The sequence below is a fragment of the Thioclava atlantica genome, from assembly GCF_000737065.1.
Taxonomy (GTDB): Bacteria; Pseudomonadota; Alphaproteobacteria; order Rhodobacterales; family Rhodobacteraceae; genus Thioclava; species Thioclava atlantica.
The window spans coordinates 128,005-152,451 of sequence record NZ_AQRC01000002.1 but is presented as its reverse complement, the minus strand read 5'-3'; the positions used below and the strand labels follow the sequence as shown (position 1 = coordinate 152,451).

The following is a 24,447-nucleotide window of genomic DNA, read 5'->3' as shown; positions in this document are numbered from 1 at the left end:
GCGCGCGCGGCATGAATTTCGACTGGTGGACATTGGCGCTGCAGACGATCAACGTCGTGGTCCTGCTGTGGATTCTGGCGCGGTTCCTGTTCCGCCCCGTCGCGCGGATCATCTCCGAACGCCAGGACGCGGCCCATGCAGCGCTCGACGCGGCGCAGGCTGCGCAAGCCGAGGCCCGCGCGGCGCGCGATGCCGCCAGGGCGGAAGCCGAGACGATCCAGCAGCAGCATGCCGAGCAGCTCGCGCAGGCCCGTGCCGAGGCCGAGCGCGAGAAGAAACGCCTACTCGCCGACACGCAGACCGCGCTCGAGAAAACCCGCGCCGAGACGCGCGCAGAGCTCGATCAGATGCGGCAGGCCGAGGCGCAGGACATGGCCCGGCAGGCGGGCGCACTCGCCATCGACATGGCCGGGCGTCTGCTCGCGCGGTTGCCCGAGAGCGCGCGCATCGGGGGGTTCATCGAGGGGCTGGCCGAGGCCGTCGCCGCGTTGCCCGAGACGGTGCGGAGCAGCATGGGGGAGGCGGGTCCGTTGTCATTGCGCGCCGCGCGCGCACCCACCGAGGAGGAAACCGCCCGGATCCGCGCACGGCTCTCCGAGGTGCTCGGGCGCGAGGTCGAGATCGCGGTGACGCCCGATACCGACCTGATCGCGGGGCTCGAGCTCGACGCGCCCACCGCGATCGTGCGCAACCATTTCCGCGCCGATTTCGAGCGCATCCGCGAGGAGCTCGCCGCCGATGAGTGATCGCGCGCCGCTGTCGAACTGGCTCGAGGAGAGCCGCGCGAAACTCGCCCGCGCCGAGCTTTCCCCGCAGGCCGAGCCGGTGGGCTGGGTCGCGCGGGTGGCCGACGGGATCGTGCAGATCACGGGGCTGCCCGATGCAGCCCTCGGGGCGCTCCTGCAACTCGAGAGCGGCGCCTATGCCTTCGCCCAGAGCCTCGATCCCGAGGTGATCAACGCGGTGCTGCTCGATGAGGGCGCGGCGGTCGAGGTGGGGGACCGGGTCTCGGATACCGGCGAGGTGCTGCAGGCGCCGGTGGGCGAGGCGCTCCTCGGCCGGGTCGTCGATCCGCTGGGACGCCCGCTTGACGGCCAGCCCGCCCCGAAGACCGAGGCACGCTTGCCCATCGAGCGCCCCGCCCCCGAGATCATCGAACGCGATCTGGTGGCGGAGCCGCTCGAGACGGGGATCCTCGTGGTGGACAGCCTTTTCGCGCTCGGGCGCGGCCAGCGCGAACTGATCGTGGGCGATCACGCGACGGGCAAGACCTCGCTCGGAACCGATGCGATCATCAACCAGAAATCCTCGGAGGTGATCTGCATCTATGTCGCGGTCGGACAACGCGCGAGCGCGGTCGAGCGGGTCGTCGCCGCAGTGCGCGAACACGGTGCGCCCGAACGTTCCATCTTCGTCGCGGGGCTGGCCTCGGCGCCGCCCGGCCTGCAATGGATCGCGCCCTTCGCGGCGATGAGCATGGCCGAGTTCTTCCGCGATCGCGGCCAGGACGTGTTGATCGTGATCGACGATCTGACGCTGCATGCGGCGACCCATCGCGAACTGGCACTGCTCACCCGCGAGCCACCCGGGCGCGAGGCCTATCCGGGCGATATCTTCTATCTTCACGCGCGGCTTCTCGAACGCGCGGCCAAGCTCTCTCCCGAACTGGGCGGCGGGTCGATCACCGCGCTGCCCATCGCGCAGACCGATGCGGGCAATCTCTCCGCCTATATCCCGACCAACCTGATCTCGATCACCGACGGGCAGATCGTGCTCAACACCCATCTCTTCTCGGCCAACCAGCGCCCGGCGGTGGATGTCGGGCTCTCGGTGAGCCGGGTCGGCGGCAAGGCGCAGAAACCGGCCCTGCGCGCGGTCTCGGGGCGGGTCCGGCTCGATTACGCGCAGTTTCTCGAGCTGGAGATGTTCACCCGGTTCGGCGGGATCTCGAACACCCGCGTCAAGGCACAGATCACGCGCGGCGCGCGGATCCGGGCCCTGCTGACCCAGCCGCGCTACAGCGGGTTGCGGCTGGCCGATCAGGTGGCGCTGCTCGCGGCTCTGGCCGATGGGGCGCTCGACGCGATCTCTCCCGAGGCGATCCCCGAGCTGCGCGCGCAGCTGCCGGGCTGGCTCGACGCGCAAGCGACCGAGGCGGTGGGGGAGGTCGCGCAAAGCGGAGAACTGTCGGACGAGTGCCGCGCCGAACTGGTCGCGGCGGTGCGGGCCTTGGCGAAAGGCTTCGCGCGTGGCGTGGTGCAAAGCGACGAGGAGGACGGATGAGCGAGCGTTTCGCCGATATCAGCGCGCGGATCGAGACGATCCACAAGCTCGGATCGGTGATCGGTGCGATGCGCGGGATCGCCGCCTCGCGGGTGCAGGAGGCGCATCGGCATCTCGACAGTATCCGGACCTTCGCCGCCACGATCGGCACCGCCATCGGCGAGGCGCTGGCCTTCCTGCCACAGGGCGAGCCTCCCGATGCGGGCGCCGCGGTCCCCGAGCGCCACGCGCTGATCCTCTTCACGGCCGAGCAGGGCTTCGCGGGCGGGTTTTCCGAGAAGATCTTCGAGGCGGCGCGGGCCGATCTGGCGGAGGGTGACCTGCTGTTCCTGCTCGGCGATCGCGGTCTGCCCGTGGCCGAGGAGCAGGGGATCGCGGTCGCCTGGAGAGCGCCGATGATCTCGCATTCCGCGCAGGCGGCCACGCTCGCGACCCGGCTGGCCGATGCGATCTTCGCGCGCATGGCGCGCGAGGGCGTGACACGCGTCTCGCTGATCCATGCGGTGCCTGCGCTCTCGGAGGAGATGCAGATCGCGCGCAAGGTTCTGGTGCCCTTCGATTTCGGCCGCTTCCCGGTGCCCGAGACCCTGGTGGCGCCGCGGATCACCCTGCCGCCCGGGGATCTGCTGCGGCGGCTCGTCGAGGAATATATCTTCGCCGAACTGGCCGAGGCGGTGATGCTGTCCTTCGCGGCGGAGAACGAGGCGCGGATGCGGGCGATGATCGCGGCGCAGGACAATACCGCTCAGACGCTCGACGAGATGATCAGGACCTCGCGGCGGCTGCGCCAGCAGGAGATCACCGAGGAAATCGTGGAATTGGCAAGTGCGGGGCTGAGCGCGCGCTGAGCGCGGGGCGGGTGCCCCGGCGCGATCACTCTTGCGAGACCGCGAAAAGAGGGGCTTGCCAGAAAAACTCCGACCTGCAAGAAATGAACCATCGTTCAATTAAAGGAGGCGGTCCCACGGAGGATGGCCGGGCGTCGCGCGCTCGCCATGGGACTTGCCAGGGAGGATGACGATGGACACCGATACGAAGCGGGAGGCGCATCACGGCGTCGCCCCGATGCGCGGCCTCGCCCATGTGGCGGGCGCGACCGATACCCCGTTGATCGAGGAGACGATCCCGCAGGTGCTCGCGCGCACCGCCGCGGCTTGGCCCGAGCGCGAGGCGGCGATTTTCGCGGGCGAGGGCATCCGCTGGACCTGGCGCGAATTCGCCGGGCGGGTCGACCGGCTCGCGGGCGGTCTGCTGCAGCTCGGGCTCGGCCATGGCGACCGGCTCGGGATCTGGGCGCCCAACCGCTCGGAATGGCTGCTCGCGCAATTCGCGACCGCGCGGATCGGGGTGATCCTCGTCAACATCAACCCCGCCTATCGCCTGCACGAGCTGGAATTCGCGCTGAAGAAGACGGGCTGCCGGGCGCTGGTGCTGGCCGAGTGCTTCAAGTCCTCCGATTACGTGGGGATGATCAACCGGCTGATCCCGGAACTGGCGCGCTCGCGGCCGGGACAGCTCGAATGCCTCAAGCTGCCCGATCTGCGCGACATCGTCACGCTGGGCGAGGTGTCCCATCCGGGTTGCCACCGTTTCGCCGATCTCGAGGCGATGGGAGAGACGGTGAGCGCGCAGGAGCTCGACGCGATCACCGGCACGCTCGATGCCAACGAACCGATCAACATCCAGTTCACCTCCGGCACGACCGGCGCGCCGAAAGGGGCGACGCTGACCCATCGCAACATCGTCAATAACGCGCATTTCGTGACGCTGGCGATGCGGGCGAGCGAGGCGGACCGGGTCTGCATCCCGGTGCCGTTCTATCACTGTTTCGGGATGGTGATGGGGACGCTGGGCTGCGTCACCAAGGGCGCGGCGATCGTCGTGCCGGGCGAGGGGTTCGACCCGGCGGCGACGCTCGCCTGCGTCGCGGCCGAGCGCTGCACCGCGCTCTACGGCGTACCCACGATGTTCGTCGCGATGCTCGAACATCCCGATTTCGCCTCGCACGATCTTTCGTCGCTGCGCACCGGGATCATGGCGGGCGCGCCCTGTCCGATCGAGGTGATGAAGCAGGTGCAGTCGAAGATGCACATGTCGGAGGTGACGATCGCCTATGGCATGACCGAGACGAGCCCGGTCTCGTTCCAGTCGGGCACCGATACGCCGCTTGAGAAGCGGGTCTCCTCGGTCGGCCGGATCCAGCCGCATCTCGAGGTCAAGATCGTGCGCGAGGATGGCTCGATCGCGAATGTCGGCGAGCAGGGGCAGCTTCTGACGCGTGGCTATTCGGTGATGTGCGGCTATTGGGGCGAGCCCGAGCGCACCGCCGAAGCCGTCAATGAAGAGGGCTGGATGCATACCGGCGATCTCGCTCGGATCGACGCCGAAGGCTATTGCAACATCACCGGCCGGGTGAAGGACATGATCCTGCGCGGCGGCGAGAACATCTATCCGCGCGAGATCGAGGAATTCCTCTATACCCATCCCGACGTGAGCCAGGTCCAGGTTTTCGGCATCCCCGATCACCGATATGGCGAGATCGTCGCCGCCTGGATCGTGCCGCGTGCGGGCTCGACCCCGACCGAGGAGAGCGTCAAGGCCTTCTGTCGCGACCAGATCGCGCATTTCAAGGTGCCCGCGGTGATCCGCTTCAAGGACGAACTGCCGATGACGGTCACCGGGAAGCCGCAGAAATTCGTCATGCGCGACGCGATGATCGAGGAATTGCAGCTCGCGGTCGAGGAGACTGCCTGAGCCGCATCTGCGGCCGAAGAGACGGGCCCGCGGGGAGGGGATCCCCGCGGGCCTTCGTCTGTCAGCGCAGGATGGTTTCGAGCCAGCCCGCCGCCTGAAGCACCTTCCCATCCGCTCCCATCGGCCCGACGAGCTGCATCCCGATCGGGCGGCCATCGGGGCCGGCAAGGCCCGGCACGCTCACGCAGGGCGCGCCGAGCAGGGTCCAGAGCCGGTTGAAGACGGGCGAGCCGGTGCCGGTCTCGATCGCAGGGGCCGGGCCGGGGGCGGCGGGGGTGATGAGCACATCGACGCCCCCGAGATCCTGTGCGAAACGCTGGCGCAGGCGGGCGATCATCGCGCGGATCGCGACCGCCTCGCGTTCCTCCATCTCCCGGCCCTGTTCGAGCATCGCCTGAAGCTGTGCGCTCAACTGACCGCGATGCGCGCGCCATTCCGCGGCCAGCGCCTGCGAGGCCTCGCGCGCCATCAGCCGTGGATGCGCCTGCGCTGCGGTCGCGTATTCGGCGGGCAGGGTGATCTCGCGCAGGGTGGTCTTGCCGCGCAGCCGGGCGGCAAGGTCGTCCCATGCGGCGTGAAGCTCGGGCGTCGCGGCCTCCTCCCAGGCGGGCGAGCGGCAGAGCCCGGCCGTGACGGGAGGATCGGCGCGGCGCGCGGCATCGAGAAGCGGCAGCCCGGTCACCGCCTCGACATAGAGCGCGGCATCGGCCACCGCGCGGGCGAAGATTCCGATCGTGTCGAAGCTGCGCGCGAGGGTCTTGGTGCCGGAGGGGTCGATCAGGTCGAAGCTCGGCTTGTAGCCCACGATCCCGCAATAGGAGGCAGGGCGGATCACCGAGCCGGCCGTCTGCGTGCCGAGCGCGAGCGGCACGAGCCCCGCCGCCACCGTCGCCGCCGATCCGCTCGACGATCCACCCGGCGTATGGCCGGGCGCTGCGGGGTTTTGCGTCGGCGCGGGCTTGTAGGTCGCGAATTCGGTGGTCTCGGTCTTGCCCATCACATAGGCGCCCGCCATCCGCGCCAGCGCCACCGAGGCCGCATCGCTCGCCGCGATCGCATCGGCATGGATCGGCGAGCCGCAGCGCAACGGCATCCCCGCGACCGCGATCACGTCCTTCACCCCGATCGGCAGCCCCCGCATGAGGCCGGTCGGGGCAGCCGCGGCAAGGCTTTTCAGCGCCTCGTCCGGGTCGAGATGGGCCCAGGCGCGCAGATCGGGCTCGATCCGTGCCGTCAGGTCGAGCAGATCGCGCAGATGGCGCTCGGGCGTCAGGTCGCCCGCCTCGAAGGCGCGCAGGGTATCGAGCGCGGTCCGGGGGTGCGGCGTCGCTGTCACGATATTCACGGGCGGTCCTTCCAGTCGCGGATCAGCATCCTGTAGATCTCGACCGCGTCATGGAGCTTCGCGATCTCGCAATATTCGTCGGTCTGGTGGGCGAGGGCGGGCTCGCCTGGGCCCAGGATCACCGTGGGCAGCCCGTCATAGGCCGGGGTGAAGATCGAGGCGTCGGTGAAATAGCTCACGCTCTCGGGGCGGGCGGGGGTGCCGGAGACGGCCTCGCTCGCCGCGAAGACCGAGCGCATCCACGGGTCCTGCGGGTCGGTCCAGACCGGAGGCAGATCGACCATCGGCTCGATCCTGGCGTCGTCGCCGACGATTTCCTCCAGCCGCGCCCGCAGATCCGCATGATCGAGCCCCGCGACGCTGCGGATATCGACCCCGATCTCGGCCCGGTCGGGCACCGAGTTGATGTTGAGCCCGCCCGAGACTGTCCCGACATTGAGGCTGGGCGCACCCATGACCGGATGCGATGGGGTTGCGAAGTCGAAGCCTTCGAGCCGCTCGATCAGCCGCGCGGCCTTGTAGATCGCGTTGACGCCGCGCTCGGGCATCGAGCCATGCGCGGTCACGCCTTGCGCCACGAGCCGCAGCCAGAGCGCGCCCTTGTGCCCCGAAAGCGGGCGGTTCGATGTGGGCTCGGCCACGACGAGCGCGCCGGGGCGGGGGAAGCCGGTCTCGGCGGCCAGCGCCCGCGCGCCCTCCGAGCCCGTCTCTTCCGCGGCGGTGATCAGGAGCACCACGCCGGGGCCGTCGCGCAAGGTCTCGCGCTCGGCGAGGCAGGCCATCACCAAAGCGGCGACCCCGCCCTTCATGTCGGTGCTGCCCCGGCCGTAGAGCCGTCCCTCGACGATCTCGCCCGCGAAGGGATCGTGGCGCCAGTCCTGCGCGCCCAGGGGCACCGTGTCGAGATGACCGGTGAAACCCAGCTGCGGAGCCGAGCCATTCCCGAGCCAGGCCACGAGATTCGCGCGCCCCGCCCCGAACGGGTAAAGCCGGGTCTCGAACCCCGCCGCGTCGAGCAGATCGCGCAGGACCTGCGCGCAGGGCGCTTCGTTGCCCGGCGGGTTGATCGTGTCGAACTGCATCAGCCGGCGCGTCAGTGCGACGACATCGGCTGGTGCGTTCAGGTCATCCGAAATAGGCGGCATAGACTTCCTTGTCGTTCCTGAGGTCTTCGGCCGAACCCTGCGCGACCAGATGGCCGCCCGAGAGCACATAGCCGTAATCCGAGATCGCCAGCGTCTGGCGCACGTTCTGCTCGACGAGAAACACGGTGATCCCGGTCTCGCGAATGCTCTCGATGATGCGGAAATTCTCCTTTACATAGAGCGGCGAGAGACCGAGCGAGGGCTCGTCGATCAGCAGGATGCGCGGGCCCGCCATCAGGCCGCGCCCGATCGAGACCATCGCCTGCTCGCCGCCCGACATGGTGCCGGCGAGCTGGTCCCGGCGTTCGGCAAGACGCGGGAAGGTCTCGAAGACGCGCTCCATCCGCTCGCGGATCAGCGCCTCGTCGCGCACCTGATAGGCGCCGAGCCGGAGGTTTTCGCTCACCGTCATCTTGGGAAACATCCGCCGCCCCTCGGGGATGCAGGCGATCCCGTCGCCGATCACCTTGTGGGTGGGCGCTCCGGTGATGTCCTTGCCGTCCACCGTGATCCGGCCCGCGCGCGGCGGCGTCAGCCCGAGGATCGAGCGGATCAGCGTCGATTTGCCCGCGCCGTTCGAGCCCAGGAGGCAGGTGATCCGGCCCGGCTCGACCGCGAGGCTCACATCCATCAGCACATCGGCCTTGTCATAGGCGGTGTAGAGATTTTCGATCTTGATGCTGCTCATCAGTCCACTCCCAGATAGGCCGTCTGCACCTCGGGATCGGCGGCGATCGCGGCATAGCTGCCTTCGCTGATCTTGCGGCCGTAGCTGAGCACGACGCAGTGATCGGTGAGGCGCTCGATCACCCCCATTTCATGCTCGATGATGACGATCGAGAGATCGCCCATCCGGTCGCGCACCGCGAGGATGTCGTCCATCAGCTGGGCGGTCTCGTCATGGGTCATCCCGGCCGAGGGTTCGTCGAGCAGCAGCAGCTTGGGCGCGGAGACCAGTGCGCGGCAGATCTCGATCCGGCGGCGTTCGATCATCGGCAGCGCACCCACGGGGGCGAACATCCGGTCGGCTAGGTCGGCGGAGAAGCCCGCGACCAGTTCACGTGCCCGCGCATAGCCGTCCTCGACCTCGCGGCGCAGCCCTCGGCGGTTCATCAGGTTGAACCAGAGCCCGTTATTCACCCGCGCGTGGTTGCCGATCATCACATTGTCGAAGATCGACAGGTCGAGGCAGAGCCGCGAGCGCTGGAAGGTGCGCGCGATCCCCGCCTCGTAGACCTTGCGCGCCCCGAGCCCGGTGATGTCGCGCCCGTCGAAGCGGACCCGGCCCGATGTGGGCGTGTAGATCCCCGTGACCACGTTGAAACTGGTGGTCTTGCCCGAGCCGTTCGGACCGATGAGCCCGAGTATCTCGCCGCGTTTCACCCGCATGTCGAGCCCGTCGAGCGCACGCACGCCGCCGAAGCTCTTGGCGAGCCCTTCGAATTCGAGAAGAACCTCGCTCATCGTTGCGCCCTCCCGCCCGGGAAGTAGCTGCGCACGCCGCGCGGCAGCAGCCCTTGCGGGCGAAACAGCAGCATCGCGATCACGAGCACGGAGAACAGCAGGAAGCGGTATTCCTGCAGGATCTGGAGCTTTTCGGGCACCAGCACCACGATCACCGCCGCGAGTGCGCTGCCCCAGAGGCTACCGAGCCCACCGAGCAGAACGATCGAGACCATCAGCAGGCTGTCGGAGAAGGTGAAGCTGTTGGGGGCGATGAAACTGATCATCATGCCGTAAAGCGCGCCCGCGATCCCGGCGAGAATATTGCCATAGGTGAAGGCGAGCACCTTCGCGCGCACCACGTTGATGCCGAAACAGGCCGAGGCGGTCTCGTCGAGGCGCACGCTGTCGAGCGCGAGCCCGAGCCAGGAGCGCTCGAGCCGGCGGGTCAGCGCGAAGGCCAGGATCGCGAGACCCGAGCTCAGGAGCGCGTAGTTGACGTAGAAGGACATCTCGTGGCCCATGAGGACGGGACCGTTGTTGAAATCCCAGCCAAAGACATTCATCGAGCCGACCATCAGGCCCTGCGGTCCGCCGAGGACCTCGTTCACCTCGAGGAAGGTCTTGAAGAGCACCCCGAAGGCGATCGTCACCACCGCCGAGTAATGGCCCGCGGTGCGCACCACCGGCACGATCAGCAGGGCGCCGATCAGCGCCGCGATCAGCCCGCCCGCAAGAAGGATCAGCAGCGGGGGAACCGCGGTATGGGTGGTCAGCACGGCGGAGGTATAGGCGCCGATCCCGAAGAAGGCCGCGCCCGCGAAATTCACCATGCCCGTGAGGCCGAACTGCACGTTGAGCCCGAGCGCCGCCACGAGGTAGAGCAGCATCGTCGAAAGCATCAGGAGCGGGAAATGCTCGGTGCCCAGAAGCGCGATCACCGCGAGCAGGCTTGCCACGATCGCGCCGTTCATCGCGCCCGAATGCTGGTGCATCGCGGTGCCGAGCGTGGCGCTCAGGCCGGTCTTCTGCGCGCCCCAGCCCGCGAGCACCGCGAGCAGGACGAGCCCGAGCACCGCGACCTCGGATTCCGCGAGCAGGAACAGCCAGCCGAAGATCGCGCAGGCCGCGACCGCGATCAGGCCGGTCGCGAGCGGCGGCAGGGACACCGGGATCGGGGTCTTCATCACATCGTCTTTCATAAATCTGGTCCTCACACCCGGTCGCTGCTGCGTTCGGCGATCAGCCCGGTGGGTTTCCAGGCCATCAGCGCGATGACCACGCCGAAGGCGAACACGTCCTTGTAGGCACTGGCGAAGGGCAGGGCGACGGCGCCCACGGTCTGCAGCCCGGCGAAGAGAAAGCCGCCCAGGATCGCGCCGTAGATATTGCCGAGCCCGCCGATGATCGCGGCGGAAAAGCCGATCAGCCCGAGCAGCAGCCCCATGCCGAAATTGACCTCGTTGTAATAGAGCCCGTTCATGATCCCCGCGAAGGCGGCCGCGCCCGAGCCGATGGCGAAAGTCACCAGCACGATCATCGTGTAATTGATGCCCATGATCTTCGCGGTCTCCTCGTCCTGCGCCACCGCGCGGATCGCGAGCCCGAGCCGGGTACGGTTGATCAGCAGGTTGAGCCCGATGATGACCGCGATCCCCGCACTCACGAGGATCACGCTGTCGGCGCGCAGCGAGAAGCTGCCCAGCTCCAGCGATGCGGTCGGCAGGAGGGCGGGGAAGGCCTTCGGGTTCGAGCCGTCGGGATAGAAGAGCCGCACGCCCTCGCGCAGTGCCGTTCCCAGCATCAGGGTGATCAGCAGGATGTTGAGCGGCGGGGCGGATTTCAGCGGCAGCACCAGATAGCGCGCGATCAGCGCCCCGAGCGCCGCGGTTGTGGCGATCGAGACGACGAGCACCGCCACGAGCGCGACCCAGGGGTTCTCGATCCCGATCGCGACAATGCCGAGATAGGTGGTGAAACCGGTGAACGCGCCGATCATCAGAACGTCGCCATGGGAGAACTTGATCACGTCAAGCACCCCGAAGAACAAGGTGAAGCCGACGGCGACGAGAGCATACATCGTGCCCAGCATGACGCCATTGGCCAGATATTGGCCGAGCAGACCGATATCCATGGGAAGACCTCCAGAAAGAGCCGGGGAGCGGCGCGCGCGGGTGGGGAGGCGCGCGCCGCTCCTGCGGTGTTTGCGTGGGTTACTTGTGCTTCAGCTGACGCTTGCCGGAGGCATATTCGCTGTCTTCCCAGACAACCCATTTGCCGTCCTGCGCGACGTATTTGGTGATCAGCGCCACGGTGTTCTGGCCATGATCGTCGAAGCTGATCGGACCGGTGATCGACTCGTGATCCTTCACGTCGGCGAGATATTTCGTTACCGCCTTGCGATCGGGGCCGACCTTTTCCACCGCGTCGATCAGCAGGTTCATCGCGGCGAAGGCGAAGGGACCATAGGCCTCGTAATTCTCGCCGAAGCCCGCCTTGTCATATTCCGACATGAAATAGGCCCCGCCCGGAAGCTTGGCCGCCGGCGCGCCTTCGAGGAAGGTCACGGTCCCCTCGGCCAGATCGCCGCTCAGACCGGCGAAATAGGCGTCCGATTTCATTCCCGACACGCCCTGGAACTCGGCCTCGATCCCGAGCTTGTCCATCTGCTGGCGGATCCGCACCGCAAGCGGCGTGAGGCCCGCGAAATAGACGACATCGGGGTTGAGCTCCTTGATCTTGGTGAGCTCGGCGGTGAAGTCCTGCTGATCCGAGGTCACCCCGAAGGTGCCCAGGATCTTGCCGCCCTTCTCGGTCAGGAACTTCGTGAAATAGGTGTTGTGGCCTTTGCCGTAATCGGTCGTGTCATGGATGATCGCCCAGCTCTTGTAGCCCTGTGCGACCATGAAATCGGCGGCGACCTCGTTCTGGTTGATCATCGTGCCGTTGACACGGTGCACCTCGGCGTACTCGTTGCCATAGGTGATGTCGGGCAGGACGGCGCCCCAGACGATGATCGGCAGGTTGAACTTGTGGTAGATGTCGACCGTGCCCATCGCGACGGCCGAGCAGTAATGCGTCACCGCGCCCGCCACGTCGCGATTGGTCGCGAGCTTGGTCGCGACCTGAACGCCGACATTGGGTTTGCATTCGTCGTCGAGCGGGACGAGCTCGTAGGCATATTTGGCGTTTTCATCCTTGTTGCGCAGGTCCACGGCCAGTTCGGCCGAGTTGCGCCCGCCGAGCCCCATATTCGAGACGCCGCCGGTGAGCGGGCCGATGAAGCCGAGCTTGACGGTTTCCTTGGCGAGCGCCGGGGTGGTCAGGCTGATGGAAAGCGCGGCCGTCAGAGCGGCGGCGAGGACAGTGCGGCGAGATGCGGTTCGGGTCATGGCAGGTCTCCCTTCGGTTGGTTCGCTCACGAGACGTCACCGGTCGCGACCCCGGCTGTCTGGGAAGCGAGTGTTCGGGAGGGTGTTTGAATGTCATTCAAATTAGGGGCGGAGCGACCGAAAAACGCGCCGGATTTTCACTTTGATTAAACTTTGCGCGAGCTTTGCGCGTAAATGACGTCGGATTGACCCGGCATGGAGCGGCATGCGGGGATGCTTTTTGTTGGATGGTGAGGGAAAATCCTCTAATTCTAGCTGCGGGGATTGCGAGTGAGACGAATGAATAAAGAGACCGTGAAGCTTTCGCCGATCAATGATTTGGGTGCCAGACTCCGTGCGGAAAGACAGAGGCAGGGACTGACGCTGCGGGCGCTGGCGGACACGGCGGGATGCTCGCTCTCGATGCTCTCGAAGATCGAAAACGAGCAGGCCTCGCCCTCGCTCAAGTCCCTCCATCAGATCACCTCGGCGCTCGGCACCTCGATCGTGCGGCTGTTTTCGGAAGCCGGCGGGGAGGGGGTCAGCCTCTATCGCAGCGGCGAGCGTCCCTCGGTGATGGTGCGCCGGCGCAGCGACCAGCCCGCGATCTTCATCGAGCGTCTCTCGCCGACCTATCCGGGCACGATGCTCGACGCGAATATCCACACGCTCGAGCCCGGCGCCGACAGCGGCGGCGACATCCATCACGAGGGCGAGGAGATCGGCTACGTGATCGAGGGCTCTGCGGAACTCTGCGTCGATGGCGAGCTCATTTCGCTCGCCCAGGGTGATTCCTTCTATTTCTCCTCCGAGCTTCCGCACAGCTACCGCAACACCTTCGACGGCACGACGCGGATCCTCTGGGTCAACACCCCGCCCACCTTCTGAGCCACGGCCGCGGGGCGTTTCCCCTCCGGTTCCAAGGCTTTCCCGGACCGGTCTCTCGCCCGGAGCCTCACCCATGTCCCGACAATTGACACCGATGTCATGACTGGGTTATGACATCGATGTCTTAGCGAATGTCTCGAGGGTGGACGGAGGCGTTCAGCCCTTGGCGGGAGGAGAGCCGGGCAATGGCGACGATCTATGATGTGGCGAAAGTGGCGGGCGTATCGCCCAAGACCGTGTCGCGGGTGATCAACGGCGATGCGCCGGTGGGCGAGACGACCCGCGAGAAGGTCGAGGCCGCGATCGCGCAGCTTGGCTACATCCCTTCGAATGCCGCACGGATGATGCGCTCGAACCGCTCCGGGCTGATCGGGCTGATCACCGGGGCGATCTCGCGCACGCCGGAACTCGTCGAGCCCAAGGGGCTTCCCGATCTCTTCATCGTGCAGGGCATCCAGCAGGTGATCGCGAGCCGCGACCTGACGCTGATGATCGCCGATACCGGGGGGCGGGTCGAGAAGGTCCCCTCGCTGATCCGCACCTTCCAGCAACACCGCGTGGAGGGGCTGATCTATGTCGCGGATCACCACAAGAAGGTGGCGTTCGAGGCCGCCACGCAGGATTGCCCGCTGGTTCTGGCCAATTGCTATGACGGGGCGGGGACGCCGGCGGTGCTCCCCGATGACCGGACGTGCCAGCGCGCGCTGGTCGAGCGCCTGATCGCGCATGGTCACCGCCGCATCGCCTATCTCACGCTCGACCGGGTCATGGACGCGACCGCGCTGCGCATCGAGGGCTATCGCGAGGCGCTGGAGGCGGCGGGCATTCCCTTCGATCCCGATCTGGTCGGCAAGGGCTACGAGCTGGCCGAGGATGCCGAGCACCGTTGCCTCGACGGCGCGCTCGACCGGCTGCTGCAACTGCCCGAGCGCCCCACGGTCATCTGCTGCGGCAATGACGAGATGGCGATGCGTCTCTACGGGTTGCTGCGCACCCGCGGGATCCGGGTGCCCGAGGAAATCTCGGTCGCCGGGTTCGATAATTACCGCGCCATCGCCGAAACCCTCTTTCCCTCGCTGAGCACGGTCGAGCTGCCCTACGCCGAAATGGGGCGCCGCGCGGCCGAGCTTCTGCTGTCCCTCATCGCGAAGGAGACACCCCGTCCGAGCACCCCGGTGCGTGTGGCGGGACGTGTATTCTGGCGCTCCTCCGTGATCGATCTCGAACCAGAAAGCCAGACGTCCAAGGGAGGATGACAATGAAAATGCTGAACCTCACGGCCGGGGCGCTGATCGCCGCCACCGGGTTTTCAAGTGCTGCCTTCGCGCAGACCACTCTGACGATGTGGTATCACGGCGCGGGCAACAAGGTGGAGAGCGCGCTGATCAACCAGATCATCGACGATTTCAACGCGAGCCAGTCGGACTGGAAGGTCGAACTCGAGAGCTTCCCGCAAAACAGCTACAACGACTCCGTGACCGCGGCGGCGCTGGCCGGAAATCTGCCCGATATCCTCGACATGGACGGCCCGATCATGCCGAACTGGGCCTGGTCGGGCTATCTGCAGCCGCTGCCGATCGACGCGGCGCAGTTCAAGGATTTCCTGCCCGGCACCAAGGGCATCTATGACGGCAAGCTCTATTCGATCGGGCTGTGGGATGCGGCCGTGGCGCTCTATGCGCGCAAGTCGACCATGGAGGAGCTGGGCCTGCGCACGCCGACCCTCGACAAGCCCTGGAGCAAGGACGAGTTCATGGCCGCGATGAAAGCGGCGAAGGAAAGCGGCAAATTCGACGCCGCGATCGATCTGGGCATGTCGGACAAGGGCGAATGGTATCCCTATGCCTTCCTGCCCTTCCTGCAATCCTTCGGCGGCGACCTGATCGACCGCACCGACTACCAGAGCGCGGATGGCGTGCTCAACGGCGATGCGGCGCTGGCCTGGGGCGACTGGTGGCAGTCGATGTTCAAGAACGGCTATGCGCCCGGCACCAGCGAGGACCCGGCCGATCACGAGAACGGCTTCATCGACGGGAAATACGCCTTCTCGTGGAACGGCAACTGGAACGCGGTCAAGACGATGGCCAAGGTCGAGGATGTCGAATTCCTGCCCGCGCCCGATTTCGGCAACGGCTCCACCATCGGCGGCGGCTCGTGGCAATTCGGGATCTCGGCGGCCTCGAAACATGCCGACGGCGCGGCCGATTTCATCAAGTTCGCGACGCAGGACAAGTATCTGGCGGCCTTCTCCGATGCGATCGGGCTGATCCCGGCCACGAAATCGGCCGCGCAGATGACCGAGAACTACAAGGAGGGCGGTCCGCTCGCGGTGTTCTTCGGGCTTTCGCAGGCGCAGGCCAAGAAGCGTCCGGTCACGCCTGGCTATGTGGTTGAATCGAAGGTCTTCCAGAAAGCGGCCGCCGATATCGCGGACGGGGCCGACGTGGCCGATACGCTTGATGCCGCGGTCGACCAGATCGACGCCGATATCAAGCGCAACGACGGCTACAAGACGCACTGATCGCTGCAAACGAACCGGGGCCGCCGTTGGCGCGGCGGCCCTCGCTTTTCCTCTGACTGGGAGCCAGAGCCATGCGCTCGTCGCTGACCTCCTCCAACCGGGCGGGATGGGCTTTCGCCTTGCCGGGGATCACGCTGATCTTCGCCTTCATCATCCTTCCCTTCTTCCTCGCCTTCGGCTTCTCGCTGACCAACCAGCGGCTGATCTCGCCCAATGCGACCCGTTATGTCGGGCTCGAGAACTACCGCGATCTGCTGGGGCTCGCGGTGGTCACGCTCGATGCCAAGCGCGACGCGGGCGGGGCGATCGAACGCGATGCGGAAGGTCGGCCGGAATTTCCCCGCGTGCGCAGCGTCACCCGCAATCCCGACTACCCGCAATATCGCGGGATGCGGGAATGGTTCCGCTGGACCGGCGGCGACAAGGCGCATGTGGTGATCGCGAGCGACGTGGTCTTCATGAAGGCGCTGTTCAACACCTGCCTCTTCGTCCTGATCGTGGCGCCGCTGCAGGCGGGATTCGCGCTCGGCCTCGCGCTTCTGATCAACCAGAGGCTTCGCGGGATCACGATCTTCCGGGCGATCTATTTCATGCCCGTCGTGGTCTCGATCGTCGTCGTCTCGCTGTTGTGGCGGTTCATCTATGACGGCCATGACGGGCTGCTCAACAACATGCTCGCCGCGCTCAGTTGGGGGCATTTCCGGCCCGTCGACTGGCTCGGCAATCCCGATACCGCGCTCGGGTCGATCATCGCGATGTCGATCTGGCAGGCGGTCGGGTTCCATATGGTGATCTGGCTCGCCGGGCTGCAGACGATCTCGCCCACGCTCTACGAGGCGGCGGCGATCGAGGGGGCCTCGAAATGGCAGACCTTCCGCTACGTGACATGGCCGGGGCTGCGCCATGCCGCGGTTCTGGTGCTGATCGTGATCACGATGCAGGCCTTCGCGCTCTTCACCCAGATCGACGTGATGACCAAGGGCGGTCCGCTCGATTCCACCCAGTCGCTGGTCTTCCAGGCGGTGCAGCGCGGCTACGGGCTGCAGGATATCGCGGGCGGCTCGACGATCTCGGTGATCCTCTTCGTGATCGTGCTCACGATCTCGCTTCTGCAACGCTGGCTGACCCGGGAGCGCTGACATGGCTGCGATCCAATCCGACACGCACCGCCTGCGCCTGATCGTACGCTATCTCGTGCTGATCCTGATCGCGGTGATCTTCATCTTTCCGCTGCTCTTCATGGTGATGTCGAGCCTGAAATCCGACCACCAGCTTCTGGCCGACACCTCGAGCCTGCGCGCCTTCCTGCCTGTCGGCGATCTGAGCCTGAAGAACTACGCGGGCGCTTTCGAGCGCGCGCCGGTGGGGCTTTTCGTGTTCAATTCGGTCTTCGTCACCGGAACCACGGTGCTGCTGTCGCTGCTGGTCTGCTCGATGGCCGGGTTCTCCTTCGTCTTTCTGCACTGGCGCGGGCGCAACGTGGTGCTCTCGCTCATCCTCGCGACGCTGATCGTGCCTTTCGAGACGATCGCGATCCCGCTGCTGCTGGAAGTGTCGAAGCTGCCCTGGATCGGGCTCAACGGGCTCGAATGGGGCTGGCTCGACAGCTACCGCGTGCAGATCATCCCGTGGATCGCGGACGGGCTGACGATCTTCCTGTTCGTCCAGTACTTCAAGGGTTTGCCGGGCGAACTTATCGAGGCCGCGCGGGTCGAGGGGGCCAGCTGGTTCCAGATCTACCTGCGGGTCGTGATGCCGCTTTCGGGCCCCGTCATCGCCACCGCCGCCATCCTCAAGTTCCTCGTGATGTACAACCAGTATCTCTGGCCGCTGATCGTGGTCCAGCAGGAGACCTACCGGCCGGTGATGGTGGGGCTGCAGTATTTCTTCCAGCTCAGCCCCGCCTGGGGCGAGATCATGGCCTACCTGACGCTGATCACGGTGCCGGTCCTCGCCTTCTACCTCGTTCTTCAACGCGCATTCATTGCCTCCATCGCCTCGACCGGCGTGAAAGGATAACTCGACATGGTTCTCGCACTCGACAAACAGTGGATCTGGGACAGCTGGTACGCCCATGACGGCGAACGCTGGCATGCCTTCTATCTCAAGGCGGACAAATCCCTGGGCGATCCGGACCTGCGCCATTTCAACGTCCGCCAGGGTCATGCCGTGTCGGACGATCTGGTCAGCTGGCAGCATCTGGGCACCTCGCTGGCGCCCGCGCCCGCGCCCGCCTGGGACGACATGGTGACATGGACCGGGTCGGTGATGCGCGACGATGCGGGGCTGTGGCACCTGTTCTATACCGGCGGCGGCAGCGCCGAGCAGGGGCTCTATCAGCGCATCGGCCACGCCACCTCGCACGATCTGCACAACTGGGAGCGTGTGGGGGACGGGCCCTGTCTCGATCTGACCGGGCCCAATGCGAGATATTACGAGGCCGAGCATATGCGCGGCCATTGGCACGACCGGGCGATGCGCGACCCCTGGGTGATGCGCGATCCCGAGGGCGACGGGTGGCTGATGTATTTCACCGCCCGCGCCGCCGGGATCGAAGAGGCGAACGCGGCGGGCGCGGTCGGTTTCGCCACCTCGTCCGCCCTGATCCACTGGGACCTGCAGCCGCCGGTTTTCGTCGGCGGCTACGGCCAGCTCGAAGTGCCGCAGGTCTTCGAGGCGAAGGGACGCTGGTATTGCCTGTTCTGCACCGCGGCCGAGCATTGGTCGGAGGGCCGGATCGCCGAGACCGGAATGACCCCGGTGACCGGCAATCACTACCTGATGGCGGAAAACCCGCGCGGGCCGTGGCGCATCGCGCCGGGCTTCCTCGACGGGGCGCTGCCCTGCCGCCGCTATGCCGCGCGGATCCTCGAGACCGAAGAGGGGCTCGTGATCATGGGTTTCGACGATAACGGGCGCGAGAATTTCGTAGGCCATGTGCGCGACCCGGAACCGGTTCTGGTCGATGCGGAAGGCTATCTGTCGCTCGGCGCGGGCAGCGAACGGGGAGGGCGCTGAGATGGGCGCGATCACGCTGCGCAACCTGCACAAATCCTATGGCGGGCACGAGGTCATCAAGGGCGTCGATATCGACATCGCGGATGGCGAGTTTTGCGTCTTCGTCGGCCCTTCGGGCTGCGGGAAATCGACGCTTCTGCGGATGATCGCGGGGCTCGAGGACATCACCGGCGGCACGCTCGAGATCGACGGCAAGCGCGTCAACGACGTTCAGCCGCGCGAGCGGGGCGTTGCGATGGTGTTCCAGAGCTACGCGATCTTCCCGCATATGAGCGTGCGCGAGAACATGGCCTTCGGCCTGACCATCGCGGGCGCGTCAAAGGCGGAGAAGGCCGAGAAGGTGCAGCGCGCCGCCGAAATCCTGCAGATGGAGCATCTGCTCGATCGGCGGCCGAGCCAGCTTTCGGGCGGTCAGCGCCAGCGCGTCGCGATCGGCCGTGCCATCGTGCGCAGCCCCTCGGTCTTCCTGTTCGACGAACCGCTCTCGAACCTCGACGCGGCGCTGCGGATGGATATGCGCATGGAGATCGGCAAGCTGCACAAGCAGCTCGGAGCGACGATGATCTACGTCACCCACGATCAGGTCGAGGCGATGACGCTGGCCGACAAGATCGTGGTGCTGCGCGATGGCAAGGTGATGCAGGCGGGCGCTCCGATGGAGCTTTATCACAACCCCGCCAACAGGTTCGTCGCCGGGTTCCTCGGCGCGCCCTCGATGAATTTCCTAGCGGTCGAGGTGCTCGAGGCCGATGGCGATCACGCGAAGGTCGCCGCGACCGCGATGGAGCCGGTCACCGTGCCCTTGCGGGGGCAGAGGCTGGTCGCGGGCGCGCCCGCGGAGCTCGGCATCCGGCCACAGCATGTCACCGCCTGCGCCCCGGATCAGGGAAGCCTGCATGGCACGGTCGCGCTCGTCGAGCGGCTCGGCAGCGAGACGGTGGTCGATCTGACCATGCGCGACGGCACGACGATGATCGCGGCCTTCGGCGAGGATCTGGTCTTCGAGCCGGGCCAGCGCGTCGATCTCGAATTCGACCCTGCTCAGGCGCATCTCTTCCCCGCCGAGGGTTGAGACCGGCAACGGCTTAACTCAGGCATCCGCGTCCTTGCCTGCGGCGGCGCGCGCCGAGGGGGTGTTGCAGCCGACGATGGCGGGGGCTTCGCGGATCAGGGCCGGATCGGTCAGCGCATGCACCATGAAGCGCGCGAAATCTATGCGGCGGGTGCGGTTCGAGGAGAGCACCGGATCGCCCACATGGCGTGCCCAGACCGGCAGGCCCTCGCTCGGCCCTTCCTCGAGATCGGATCCGCGCACCACCGTCCAGTCGCGATCCAAGGCGAAGATCCGCCGCGCCGCCTCCACCTGATCCTCCAGATCGGCAAAGCGCAGCAGGCGCGCGATACGGCCGAACACGGCGACGAAGGCGCGCAGCTTCCACGGGTGGCGATCCTTCCCGTCGCGGGAGATGTGCCAGCCACAGGAGAAGACGAGCCGCGCGTCGGGCTCGGCGTGATCGAGCACTGCCTGAGCCGTGCCGGTGGCATAGCCCTCCACGCCCCAGGGCACGAGCACCGTGAGCACCCCGTCGCAGCCCCGCAATGCCTTGCGGATCACCTCGCGGTCATTGGTGCGCCCCGGATGAAGGGTGATCCGCTCGCCGAACCGCGCCAGCTTGCCCGTGCTCTCGGGGCGGCAGACCCCGACCACCTCGTAGCCGCGCTCGAGTGCGAGCTCGGCCATGTACTGCCCGAGCTTGCCGGAAATGCCGATGATGCAGACCCGTTTCATGGGGAGCCTCCTGACAGGAAAGTACCACAAGGTTACCGTCGGGCCATGCTCGAGAAAATTGACTGATATCGTCATTCTGATATGCACAAACGCATGGATTGGCGTTCCGTGACCTTCGACTGGAACCGCGCGCGGGCTTTTCTCGTCACCGCCGAGGAAGGCTCGCTGTCGGCGGCCGCGCGTGCGCTCGGGCTGGCGCAGCCGACGCTGGGGCGGCAGGTCGACGGGCTCGAACGGGAACTCGGGGTGGTGCTGTTCGAGCGCTTCGGGCGCGGATTGCAGCTGACCCCGGCAGGCGAGGCGCTTCTCGAACATGTCCGGGCGATGGGGGCGGGGGCGCATGCGCTCTCGCTTGCGGCGCATGGACAGAGTGCGGCGATGGCGGGCGAGGTGACGATCTCGGCCTCCGATCTCTATGCCGGGCTGCTTCTGCCGCCGATCCTCACGCGGCTGCACGCCGCCGAACCGCGCATCGCGATCACCGTGATCGCCGAGAATACGCCGTCCGACCTCATGCGGCGCGAGGCCGATATCGCAATCCGCAATTTCCGCCCCGAAGAGCCCGACCTGATCGCGCGCAAGCTGCGCGAGGCTCAGGCGCGGTTCTACGGCATGCCGGGCTATCTGGGCCGGATCGGCCCGCTGCGCAGGCCGGGCGATCTGGCGCGGGCGAGTATCATCGCGCCCGGGGACCCCGATCCGTACCTGGCCCGGCTCGACGGTCTCGGCCTGGGGCTGAGCCGCGAGAATTTCCCGTTCCGCTGTTCGAGCTTCATGGCGGCCTGGGAAATGATGAAGCAGGATCTGGGGCTGATGCTGGTCGACGCCCGGATCGGGGACGCGGACCCCCGTGCCGCCCGCGCGCTGCCCAATTTCGTGCCGCTGACCTTCCCGGTCTGGCTCGTCGCGCATCGCGAGGTGCTTCGCAACCGGCGCCTGCGCTTCGTCTTCGACTTTCTCGCCGAAGCCCTCGGCTAGATCCCCCTCAGGAGGTGGGCGCGGTTTCGCGGATCGCGGAGATCCAGCGATGCAGGGCGCCGATCTCGGGAGAAAGGGGCTCGACCGCCCCGCCGGTGAACTCGGCGAAAGCGTCCTGATTGAGCCCGTTGAGCCCCACCAGAACCGGGATCTCCCGCGCGATCGCATGCGCGATCACCTCGCGAAAGCCGCGCCCCTCCGCCTCCATCTTCCCGAACTTGTTGATGATCAGCAGATCCGCCCCGTCATCGAGCGTGCGCGCCACCGCTTCGACAGCCGTCTCGAGCGCTTCCGGGTTGAGCCGGCATCCCCGCGATCCGGAACCGAGCGCCTGCGAGATCAGCAGAACCGGCCCGTCGGGCAGCACCTTGATATCCATGTCGCAGGCATGGTTCTTCGCGCGCTCGGTATTGATCTGGACGGTGCCGCGGACCCGCAGCCCCGCTTCCATCGCCTCCTGCGCGAAGCGCGACAGCAGGAGGTCGGTGTCGCCCCGGCCGGGGCAGCGCAGGCTCGCGATCGGATACATCGAAGGTCCTTTCTCGTCTGCCCCGATAGATCGGTCCGCGCGGCGGTGCCGTCAAGGCCGGATCTTTGCGTGCGGGATGTCTGGACAGGGCGCGGCATTTGCGCCAGCTTGACGGGTGAGGGGAGGCGATGGCGTCGCCGACGCGAAAAGCGTGCCCGATCATCCGTCCTGAACGCCGGGATCCTGCTTTGCCGCGGGCCGCGGCGAAGGGAGATCACCCTTCTCGTGGCCGCGTCTTCGAGAAGGAGTGCCTCGATGGGCCGTCCCGAAACCTACAGCTTCCACCAGGGCACGCGCGTCCTGCCCTTCGCAGCCGAGGAATATGAGGCGCGCCTCGCGGGTTTGCGCGCTGCGATGGCGGCCGAGGGGGTGGAGAGCTGCATCTTCACCTCCATGCACAATATCGCCTATTACTCGGGGTTTCTCTATTGCAGCTTCGGGCGGCCCTACGGGCTCGTCGTCACGCCGAGCCAGAGCGTCACGATCAGCGCGGGTATTGACGCGGGTCAGCCGTGGCGGCGCGGCCATGGCGACAACATCACCTATACCGACTGGGCGCGGAACAATTACTGGCGCGCGATCGCCTCGGTGAGCGGTACGGGCAGGGTGCTGGGCTACGAGGCCGATCACCTCACGCTCGCGCAAAAGGGGCTGATGGAGGCCTTTCTTCAACCCGCCGCGACGAAGGACATCGCTCCCGCGACGATGCGCCAGCGGATGCACAAGTCGGCCGCCGAGATCGCGCTGATCCGGCATGGCGCACAGGTCGCCGATATCGGAGGGGGCGCGATCCGCGCGGCGATCCGCGAGGGCGTTCGCGAGATCGACGTGGCGATGGCCGGGCGCGACGCGATGGAGCTCGAGATCGCGAAGCGCTTTCCCGAGGCCGAATATCGCGATACCTGGGTCTGGTTCCAGTCCGGGATCAACACCGACGGGGCGCATAACCCGGTGACGGGGCGGGTCTTGCAGCGCGGCGACATTCTCTCGCTCAACGCCTTTCCGATGATCTCCGGCTATTACACCGCGCTCGAACGCACGCTTTTCCTGGACGAGGTGGATGCGGCCTCGCGCGAGATCTGGGAGGCCAATGTCGCCGCCCATGTCTACGGGATGAGCCTGTTGCGCCCGGGCGCAAGCTGCGCCGAGATTACGCATAAGATCAATGCGTTCCTCGCCGATCGTGATCTTCTGAAATACCGCACCTTCGGCTATGGGCACAGCTTCGGTCTCCTCTCGCATTACTATGGGCGCGAGGCGGGGCTGGAGCTGCGCGAGGATATCGCGACGGTGCTTGAGCCAGGCATGGTGATCTCGATGGAGCCGATGCTGACGATCCCGGAGGGCCGTCCTGGCGCAGGGGGCTACCGCGAGCACGATATCCTCGTTATCACCCCGGAGGGCGCCGAGAACATCACCGGTTTTCCCTACGGCCCGGAATACAACATCGTCGGCTGAAGGGGGTTCGGGGTGCGGGCGGTCAGGGCCAGGCCGCGTAGGACTGGTCCCCCTTGGCCAGCCGCGCCTTCGCGGTGCGCCCGAACTGCGCCGGGGTCTCGCCGCGGTGGCGGGTGAAGAAGCGGCTGAAATAGGCGGGGTCGGAGAAGCCGAGCCGGAACGCGATCTGTCCGACCGGCATCCCGGTATCGGCCAGAAGTTCCGAGGCCTCGCGGATCAGCAGAAGATGCAGGTAGCCCTGCGGCGAATAGCCGGTCGCGCGCCGCACCGCCGTACCGAGCCGGTCGCGGCTCACCCCGAGGGCGCGGGCATAGGCGCCCACGGTGAGATGCTCGCGCAGCCGCTGCCCCGCGAGCAGGACGAAGCGTTCCGCGAGCCCCTGCGGGGCCCGTCCATGCGCGACCAGATCGCCACGCGCGAGCCGCCAGAGCTGCACCAGAAGCAGCGACAGGTAATGCCCCATCGCGACATCGGCACCCGGCTCCGCGGCCGTGCGTTCCGCCTCGAAGCCCGCGACCAGCGTGTCGATCCGCGATCCGGGCTCGTAGGGCAGCGAAAGGTTCTGGCCGAGCGTGCGCTGCATCTGTTCGCCCAGCGGCGTGACGGGCAGCGCGCCCGTCAGCGCGAGCCGCGACAGGGTCAGGATCGTGGCCCGCGTGCCGCCCTCGGCGACGAGCTCATCGCCCGCGCCATCCGCGCGCCAGGCCAGCCGGGGTGCATCGACCCCGAGATAGGGTTCCTGCGATCCCGCCCGCAGCCGCACCTGACCGGCGGCCACCAGCACGAGATGCGCCGACCCCGTCGCCAGCGTGTAGCCGACCGAGGTCAGCGGGCTCCGGACGTGGAGGACGGTCGCCGCGCTGCGGCGGGCGGGCAGGGCGTTGAACTGGTCGCGCATCGTCCGTTCTGTCTGGGCTCCTGCGGG

Annotated in this window: 23 protein-coding genes; 13 read left to right on the top strand and 10 right to left on the bottom strand. The window is 66.9% G+C overall.

Translation table 11 applies throughout. The features are described from left to right. Positions 1 to 11: 11 nt before the first annotated feature. The 4 genes from DW2_RS03185 to DW2_RS03170 all read left to right on the top strand — a co-directional run bounded on the left by DW2_RS03185 (position 12) and on the right by DW2_RS03170 (position 5,037). Positions 12 to 746 (top strand): F0F1 ATP synthase subunit B family protein, encoded by a 735-nt coding sequence (locus DW2_RS03185; RefSeq protein WP_038143781.1) that lies wholly within the window; start codon positions 12 to 14, stop codon positions 744 to 746. Next, positions 739 to 2,283 carry a F0F1 ATP synthase subunit alpha gene (locus tag DW2_RS03180; RefSeq protein WP_051855257.1) on the top strand — a complete coding sequence of 515 codons (1,545 nt, stop codon included), beginning with the start codon at positions 739 to 741 and terminating at the stop codon, positions 2,281 to 2,283. The genes DW2_RS03185 and DW2_RS03180 overlap by 8 nt, the downstream gene beginning before the upstream one ends. Then, positions 2,280 to 3,131, top strand: a complete 852-nt coding sequence (locus DW2_RS03175) for a F0F1 ATP synthase subunit gamma (protein ID WP_038143779.1) — start codon at positions 2,280 to 2,282, stop codon at positions 3,129 to 3,131. Before DW2_RS03180 ends, DW2_RS03175 begins: the two co-directional genes overlap by 4 nt. Before the next feature lie 166 nt (positions 3,132 to 3,297). Beyond that, positions 3,298 to 5,037 carry an AMP-binding protein gene (locus DW2_RS03170; RefSeq protein WP_156102863.1) on the top strand — a complete coding sequence of 580 codons (1,740 nt, stop codon included), beginning with the start codon at positions 3,298 to 3,300 and terminating at the stop codon, positions 5,035 to 5,037. A 61-nt stretch (positions 5,038 to 5,098) separates the two neighbouring features. On the opposite strand, the gene DW2_RS03165 is transcribed toward DW2_RS03170, so the two are convergent. From DW2_RS03165 to DW2_RS03135, 7 genes are all read right to left on the bottom strand, one after another. Next, positions 5,099 to 6,382 carry an amidase gene (locus DW2_RS03165; RefSeq protein WP_162178881.1) on the bottom strand — a complete coding sequence of 428 codons (1,284 nt, stop codon included), beginning with the start codon at positions 6,380 to 6,382 and terminating at the stop codon, positions 5,099 to 5,101. Continuing rightward, positions 6,379 to 7,527: a M20 family metallopeptidase gene (locus tag DW2_RS03160; RefSeq protein ID WP_051855255.1), complete on the bottom strand. Its 1,149-nt coding sequence runs from the start codon at positions 7,525 to 7,527 to the stop codon at positions 6,379 to 6,381. Before DW2_RS03160 ends, DW2_RS03165 begins: the two co-directional genes overlap by 4 nt. Then, positions 7,508 to 8,215 (bottom strand): ABC transporter ATP-binding protein, encoded by a 708-nt coding sequence (locus DW2_RS03155; protein WP_038143774.1) that lies wholly within the window; start codon positions 8,213 to 8,215, stop codon positions 7,508 to 7,510. The genes DW2_RS03160 and DW2_RS03155 overlap by 20 nt, the downstream gene beginning before the upstream one ends. Continuing rightward, positions 8,215 to 8,991, bottom strand: coding sequence for an ABC transporter ATP-binding protein (locus tag DW2_RS03150; RefSeq protein ID WP_038143771.1), 777 nt, complete (start codon positions 8,989 to 8,991; stop codon positions 8,215 to 8,217). The genes DW2_RS03155 and DW2_RS03150 overlap by 1 nt, the downstream gene beginning before the upstream one ends. Beyond that, positions 8,988 to 10,172, bottom strand: a complete 1,185-nt coding sequence (locus DW2_RS03145; protein ID WP_081874825.1) for a branched-chain amino acid ABC transporter permease — start codon at positions 10,170 to 10,172, stop codon at positions 8,988 to 8,990. The genes DW2_RS03150 and DW2_RS03145 overlap by 4 nt, the downstream gene beginning before the upstream one ends. A gap of 11 nt (positions 10,173 to 10,183) precedes the next feature. Next, a complete protein-coding gene (locus DW2_RS03140; protein ID WP_038143769.1) occupies positions 10,184 to 11,104 on the bottom strand; it encodes a branched-chain amino acid ABC transporter permease in 921 nt (306 codons plus the stop codon). Positions 11,105 to 11,183: 79 nt separating this feature from the next. Beyond that, entirely contained in the window at positions 11,184 to 12,362 is a 1,179-nt protein-coding gene (locus tag DW2_RS03135; protein WP_038143767.1) for a branched-chain amino acid ABC transporter substrate-binding protein, read from the bottom strand. 279 nt (positions 12,363 to 12,641) lie between these two features. Here DW2_RS03135 and DW2_RS03130 point away from each other — a divergent pair, with 279 nt between their 5' ends. From DW2_RS03130 to DW2_RS03100, 7 genes are all read left to right on the top strand, one after another. Further along, the gene (locus tag DW2_RS03130; RefSeq protein ID WP_038143765.1) at positions 12,642 to 13,229 is read left to right on the top strand and encodes a cupin domain-containing protein; all 588 of its coding nucleotides are present in this window, start codon (positions 12,642 to 12,644) and stop codon (positions 13,227 to 13,229) included. 185 nt (positions 13,230 to 13,414) lie between these two features. After that, the gene (locus DW2_RS03125; protein ID WP_038143762.1) at positions 13,415 to 14,485 is read left to right on the top strand and encodes a LacI family DNA-binding transcriptional regulator; all 1,071 of its coding nucleotides are present in this window, start codon (positions 13,415 to 13,417) and stop codon (positions 14,483 to 14,485) included. 2 nt (positions 14,486 to 14,487) lie between these two features. Continuing rightward, positions 14,488 to 15,750, top strand: a complete 1,263-nt coding sequence (locus DW2_RS03120) for an ABC transporter substrate-binding protein (protein WP_202900079.1) — start codon at positions 14,488 to 14,490, stop codon at positions 15,748 to 15,750. A gap of 71 nt (positions 15,751 to 15,821) precedes the next feature. Next, a complete protein-coding gene (locus tag DW2_RS03115) occupies positions 15,822 to 16,889 on the top strand; it encodes a carbohydrate ABC transporter permease (RefSeq protein ID WP_038143757.1) in 1,068 nt (355 codons plus the stop codon). A gap of 1 nt (position 16,890) precedes the next feature. Next, on the top strand, positions 16,891 to 17,769 hold the full coding sequence (locus DW2_RS03110) for a carbohydrate ABC transporter permease (RefSeq protein WP_038143755.1): 879 nt from the start codon (positions 16,891 to 16,893) through the stop codon (positions 17,767 to 17,769). A 6-nt stretch (positions 17,770 to 17,775) separates the two neighbouring features. Continuing rightward, the gene (locus DW2_RS03105; protein ID WP_038143752.1) at positions 17,776 to 18,768 is read left to right on the top strand and encodes a glycoside hydrolase family protein; all 993 of its coding nucleotides are present in this window, start codon (positions 17,776 to 17,778) and stop codon (positions 18,766 to 18,768) included. A gap of 1 nt (position 18,769) precedes the next feature. Next, a complete protein-coding gene (locus tag DW2_RS03100; protein ID WP_038143750.1) occupies positions 18,770 to 19,840 on the top strand; it encodes an ABC transporter ATP-binding protein in 1,071 nt (356 codons plus the stop codon). A gap of 18 nt (positions 19,841 to 19,858) precedes the next feature. Here DW2_RS03100 and DW2_RS03095 read toward each other — a convergent pair whose 3' ends face one another. Continuing rightward, complete coding sequence (locus DW2_RS03095; RefSeq protein WP_038143748.1) at positions 19,859 to 20,557, bottom strand: NAD(P)-dependent oxidoreductase; 699 nt, start codon at positions 20,555 to 20,557, stop codon at positions 19,859 to 19,861. Between the two features lie 93 nt (positions 20,558 to 20,650). Between DW2_RS03095 and DW2_RS03090 the strand changes: the two genes are divergently transcribed. Continuing rightward, a complete protein-coding gene (locus tag DW2_RS03090) occupies positions 20,651 to 21,535 on the top strand; it encodes a LysR family transcriptional regulator (RefSeq protein ID WP_238321240.1) in 885 nt (294 codons plus the stop codon). Positions 21,536 to 21,542: 7 nt separating this feature from the next. Here DW2_RS03090 and DW2_RS03085 read toward each other — a convergent pair whose 3' ends face one another. Continuing rightward, positions 21,543 to 22,064, bottom strand: a complete 522-nt coding sequence (locus DW2_RS03085) for a DUF2478 domain-containing protein (protein ID WP_038143745.1) — start codon at positions 22,062 to 22,064, stop codon at positions 21,543 to 21,545. Between the two features lie 255 nt (positions 22,065 to 22,319). Here DW2_RS03085 and DW2_RS03080 point away from each other — a divergent pair, with 255 nt between their 5' ends. Beyond that, a complete protein-coding gene (locus DW2_RS03080) occupies positions 22,320 to 23,522 on the top strand; it encodes an aminopeptidase P family protein (RefSeq protein ID WP_038143743.1) in 1,203 nt (400 codons plus the stop codon). A gap of 22 nt (positions 23,523 to 23,544) precedes the next feature. Here DW2_RS03080 and DW2_RS03075 read toward each other — a convergent pair whose 3' ends face one another. Then, positions 23,545 to 24,420, bottom strand: a complete 876-nt coding sequence (locus DW2_RS03075) for a helix-turn-helix domain-containing protein (protein WP_051855252.1) — start codon at positions 24,418 to 24,420, stop codon at positions 23,545 to 23,547. Positions 24,421 to 24,447 lie beyond the last annotated feature (27 nt).

What these genes read in the sequence shown, in the direction of transcription:
- DW2_RS03185 (WP_038143781.1), top strand. Translation starts at nt 12, where the DNA reads ATGAATTTCGACTGGTGGACATTGGCGCTGCAGACGATCAACGTCGTG.
- DW2_RS03180 (WP_051855257.1), top strand. Translation starts at nt 739, where the DNA reads ATGAGTGATCGCGCGCCGCTGTCGAACTGGCTCGAGGAGAGCCGCGCG.
- DW2_RS03175 (WP_038143779.1), top strand. Translation starts at nt 2,280, where the DNA reads ATGAGCGAGCGTTTCGCCGATATCAGCGCGCGGATCGAGACGATCCAC.
- DW2_RS03170 (WP_156102863.1), top strand. Translation starts at nt 3,298, where the DNA reads ATGACGATGGACACCGATACGAAGCGGGAGGCGCATCACGGCGTCGCC.
- DW2_RS03160 (WP_051855255.1), bottom strand. Translation starts at nt 7,527, where the DNA reads ATGCCGCCTATTTCGGATGACCTGAACGCACCAGCCGATGTCGTCGCA.
- DW2_RS03155 (WP_038143774.1), bottom strand. Translation starts at nt 8,215, where the DNA reads ATGAGCAGCATCAAGATCGAAAATCTCTACACCGCCTATGACAAGGCC.
- DW2_RS03150 (WP_038143771.1), bottom strand. Translation starts at nt 8,991, where the DNA reads ATGAGCGAGGTTCTTCTCGAATTCGAAGGGCTCGCCAAGAGCTTCGGC.
- DW2_RS03145 (WP_081874825.1), bottom strand. Translation starts at nt 10,172, where the DNA reads ATGAAAGACGATGTGATGAAGACCCCGATCCCGGTGTCCCTGCCGCCG.
- DW2_RS03140 (WP_038143769.1), bottom strand. Translation starts at nt 11,104, where the DNA reads ATGGATATCGGTCTGCTCGGCCAATATCTGGCCAATGGCGTCATGCTG.
- DW2_RS03135 (WP_038143767.1), bottom strand. Translation starts at nt 12,362, where the DNA reads ATGACCCGAACCGCATCTCGCCGCACTGTCCTCGCCGCCGCTCTGACG.
- DW2_RS03130 (WP_038143765.1), top strand. Translation starts at nt 12,642, where the DNA reads ATGAATAAAGAGACCGTGAAGCTTTCGCCGATCAATGATTTGGGTGCC.
- DW2_RS03125 (WP_038143762.1), top strand. Translation starts at nt 13,415, where the DNA reads ATGGCGACGATCTATGATGTGGCGAAAGTGGCGGGCGTATCGCCCAAG.
- DW2_RS03120 (WP_202900079.1), top strand. Translation starts at nt 14,488, where the DNA reads ATGAAAATGCTGAACCTCACGGCCGGGGCGCTGATCGCCGCCACCGGG.
- DW2_RS03115 (WP_038143757.1), top strand. Translation starts at nt 15,822, where the DNA reads ATGCGCTCGTCGCTGACCTCCTCCAACCGGGCGGGATGGGCTTTCGCC.
- DW2_RS03110 (WP_038143755.1), top strand. Translation starts at nt 16,891, where the DNA reads ATGGCTGCGATCCAATCCGACACGCACCGCCTGCGCCTGATCGTACGC.
- DW2_RS03105 (WP_038143752.1), top strand. Translation starts at nt 17,776, where the DNA reads ATGGTTCTCGCACTCGACAAACAGTGGATCTGGGACAGCTGGTACGCC.
- DW2_RS03100 (WP_038143750.1), top strand. Translation starts at nt 18,770, where the DNA reads ATGGGCGCGATCACGCTGCGCAACCTGCACAAATCCTATGGCGGGCAC.
- DW2_RS03095 (WP_038143748.1), bottom strand. Translation starts at nt 20,557, where the DNA reads ATGAAACGGGTCTGCATCATCGGCATTTCCGGCAAGCTCGGGCAGTAC.
- DW2_RS03090 (WP_238321240.1), top strand. Translation starts at nt 20,651, where the DNA reads ATGGATTGGCGTTCCGTGACCTTCGACTGGAACCGCGCGCGGGCTTTT.
- DW2_RS03085 (WP_038143745.1), bottom strand. Translation starts at nt 22,064, where the DNA reads ATGTATCCGATCGCGAGCCTGCGCTGCCCCGGCCGGGGCGACACCGAC.
- DW2_RS03080 (WP_038143743.1), top strand. Translation starts at nt 22,320, where the DNA reads ATGGGCCGTCCCGAAACCTACAGCTTCCACCAGGGCACGCGCGTCCTG.
- DW2_RS03075 (WP_051855252.1), bottom strand. Translation starts at nt 24,420, where the DNA reads ATGCGCGACCAGTTCAACGCCCTGCCCGCCCGCCGCAGCGCGGCGACC.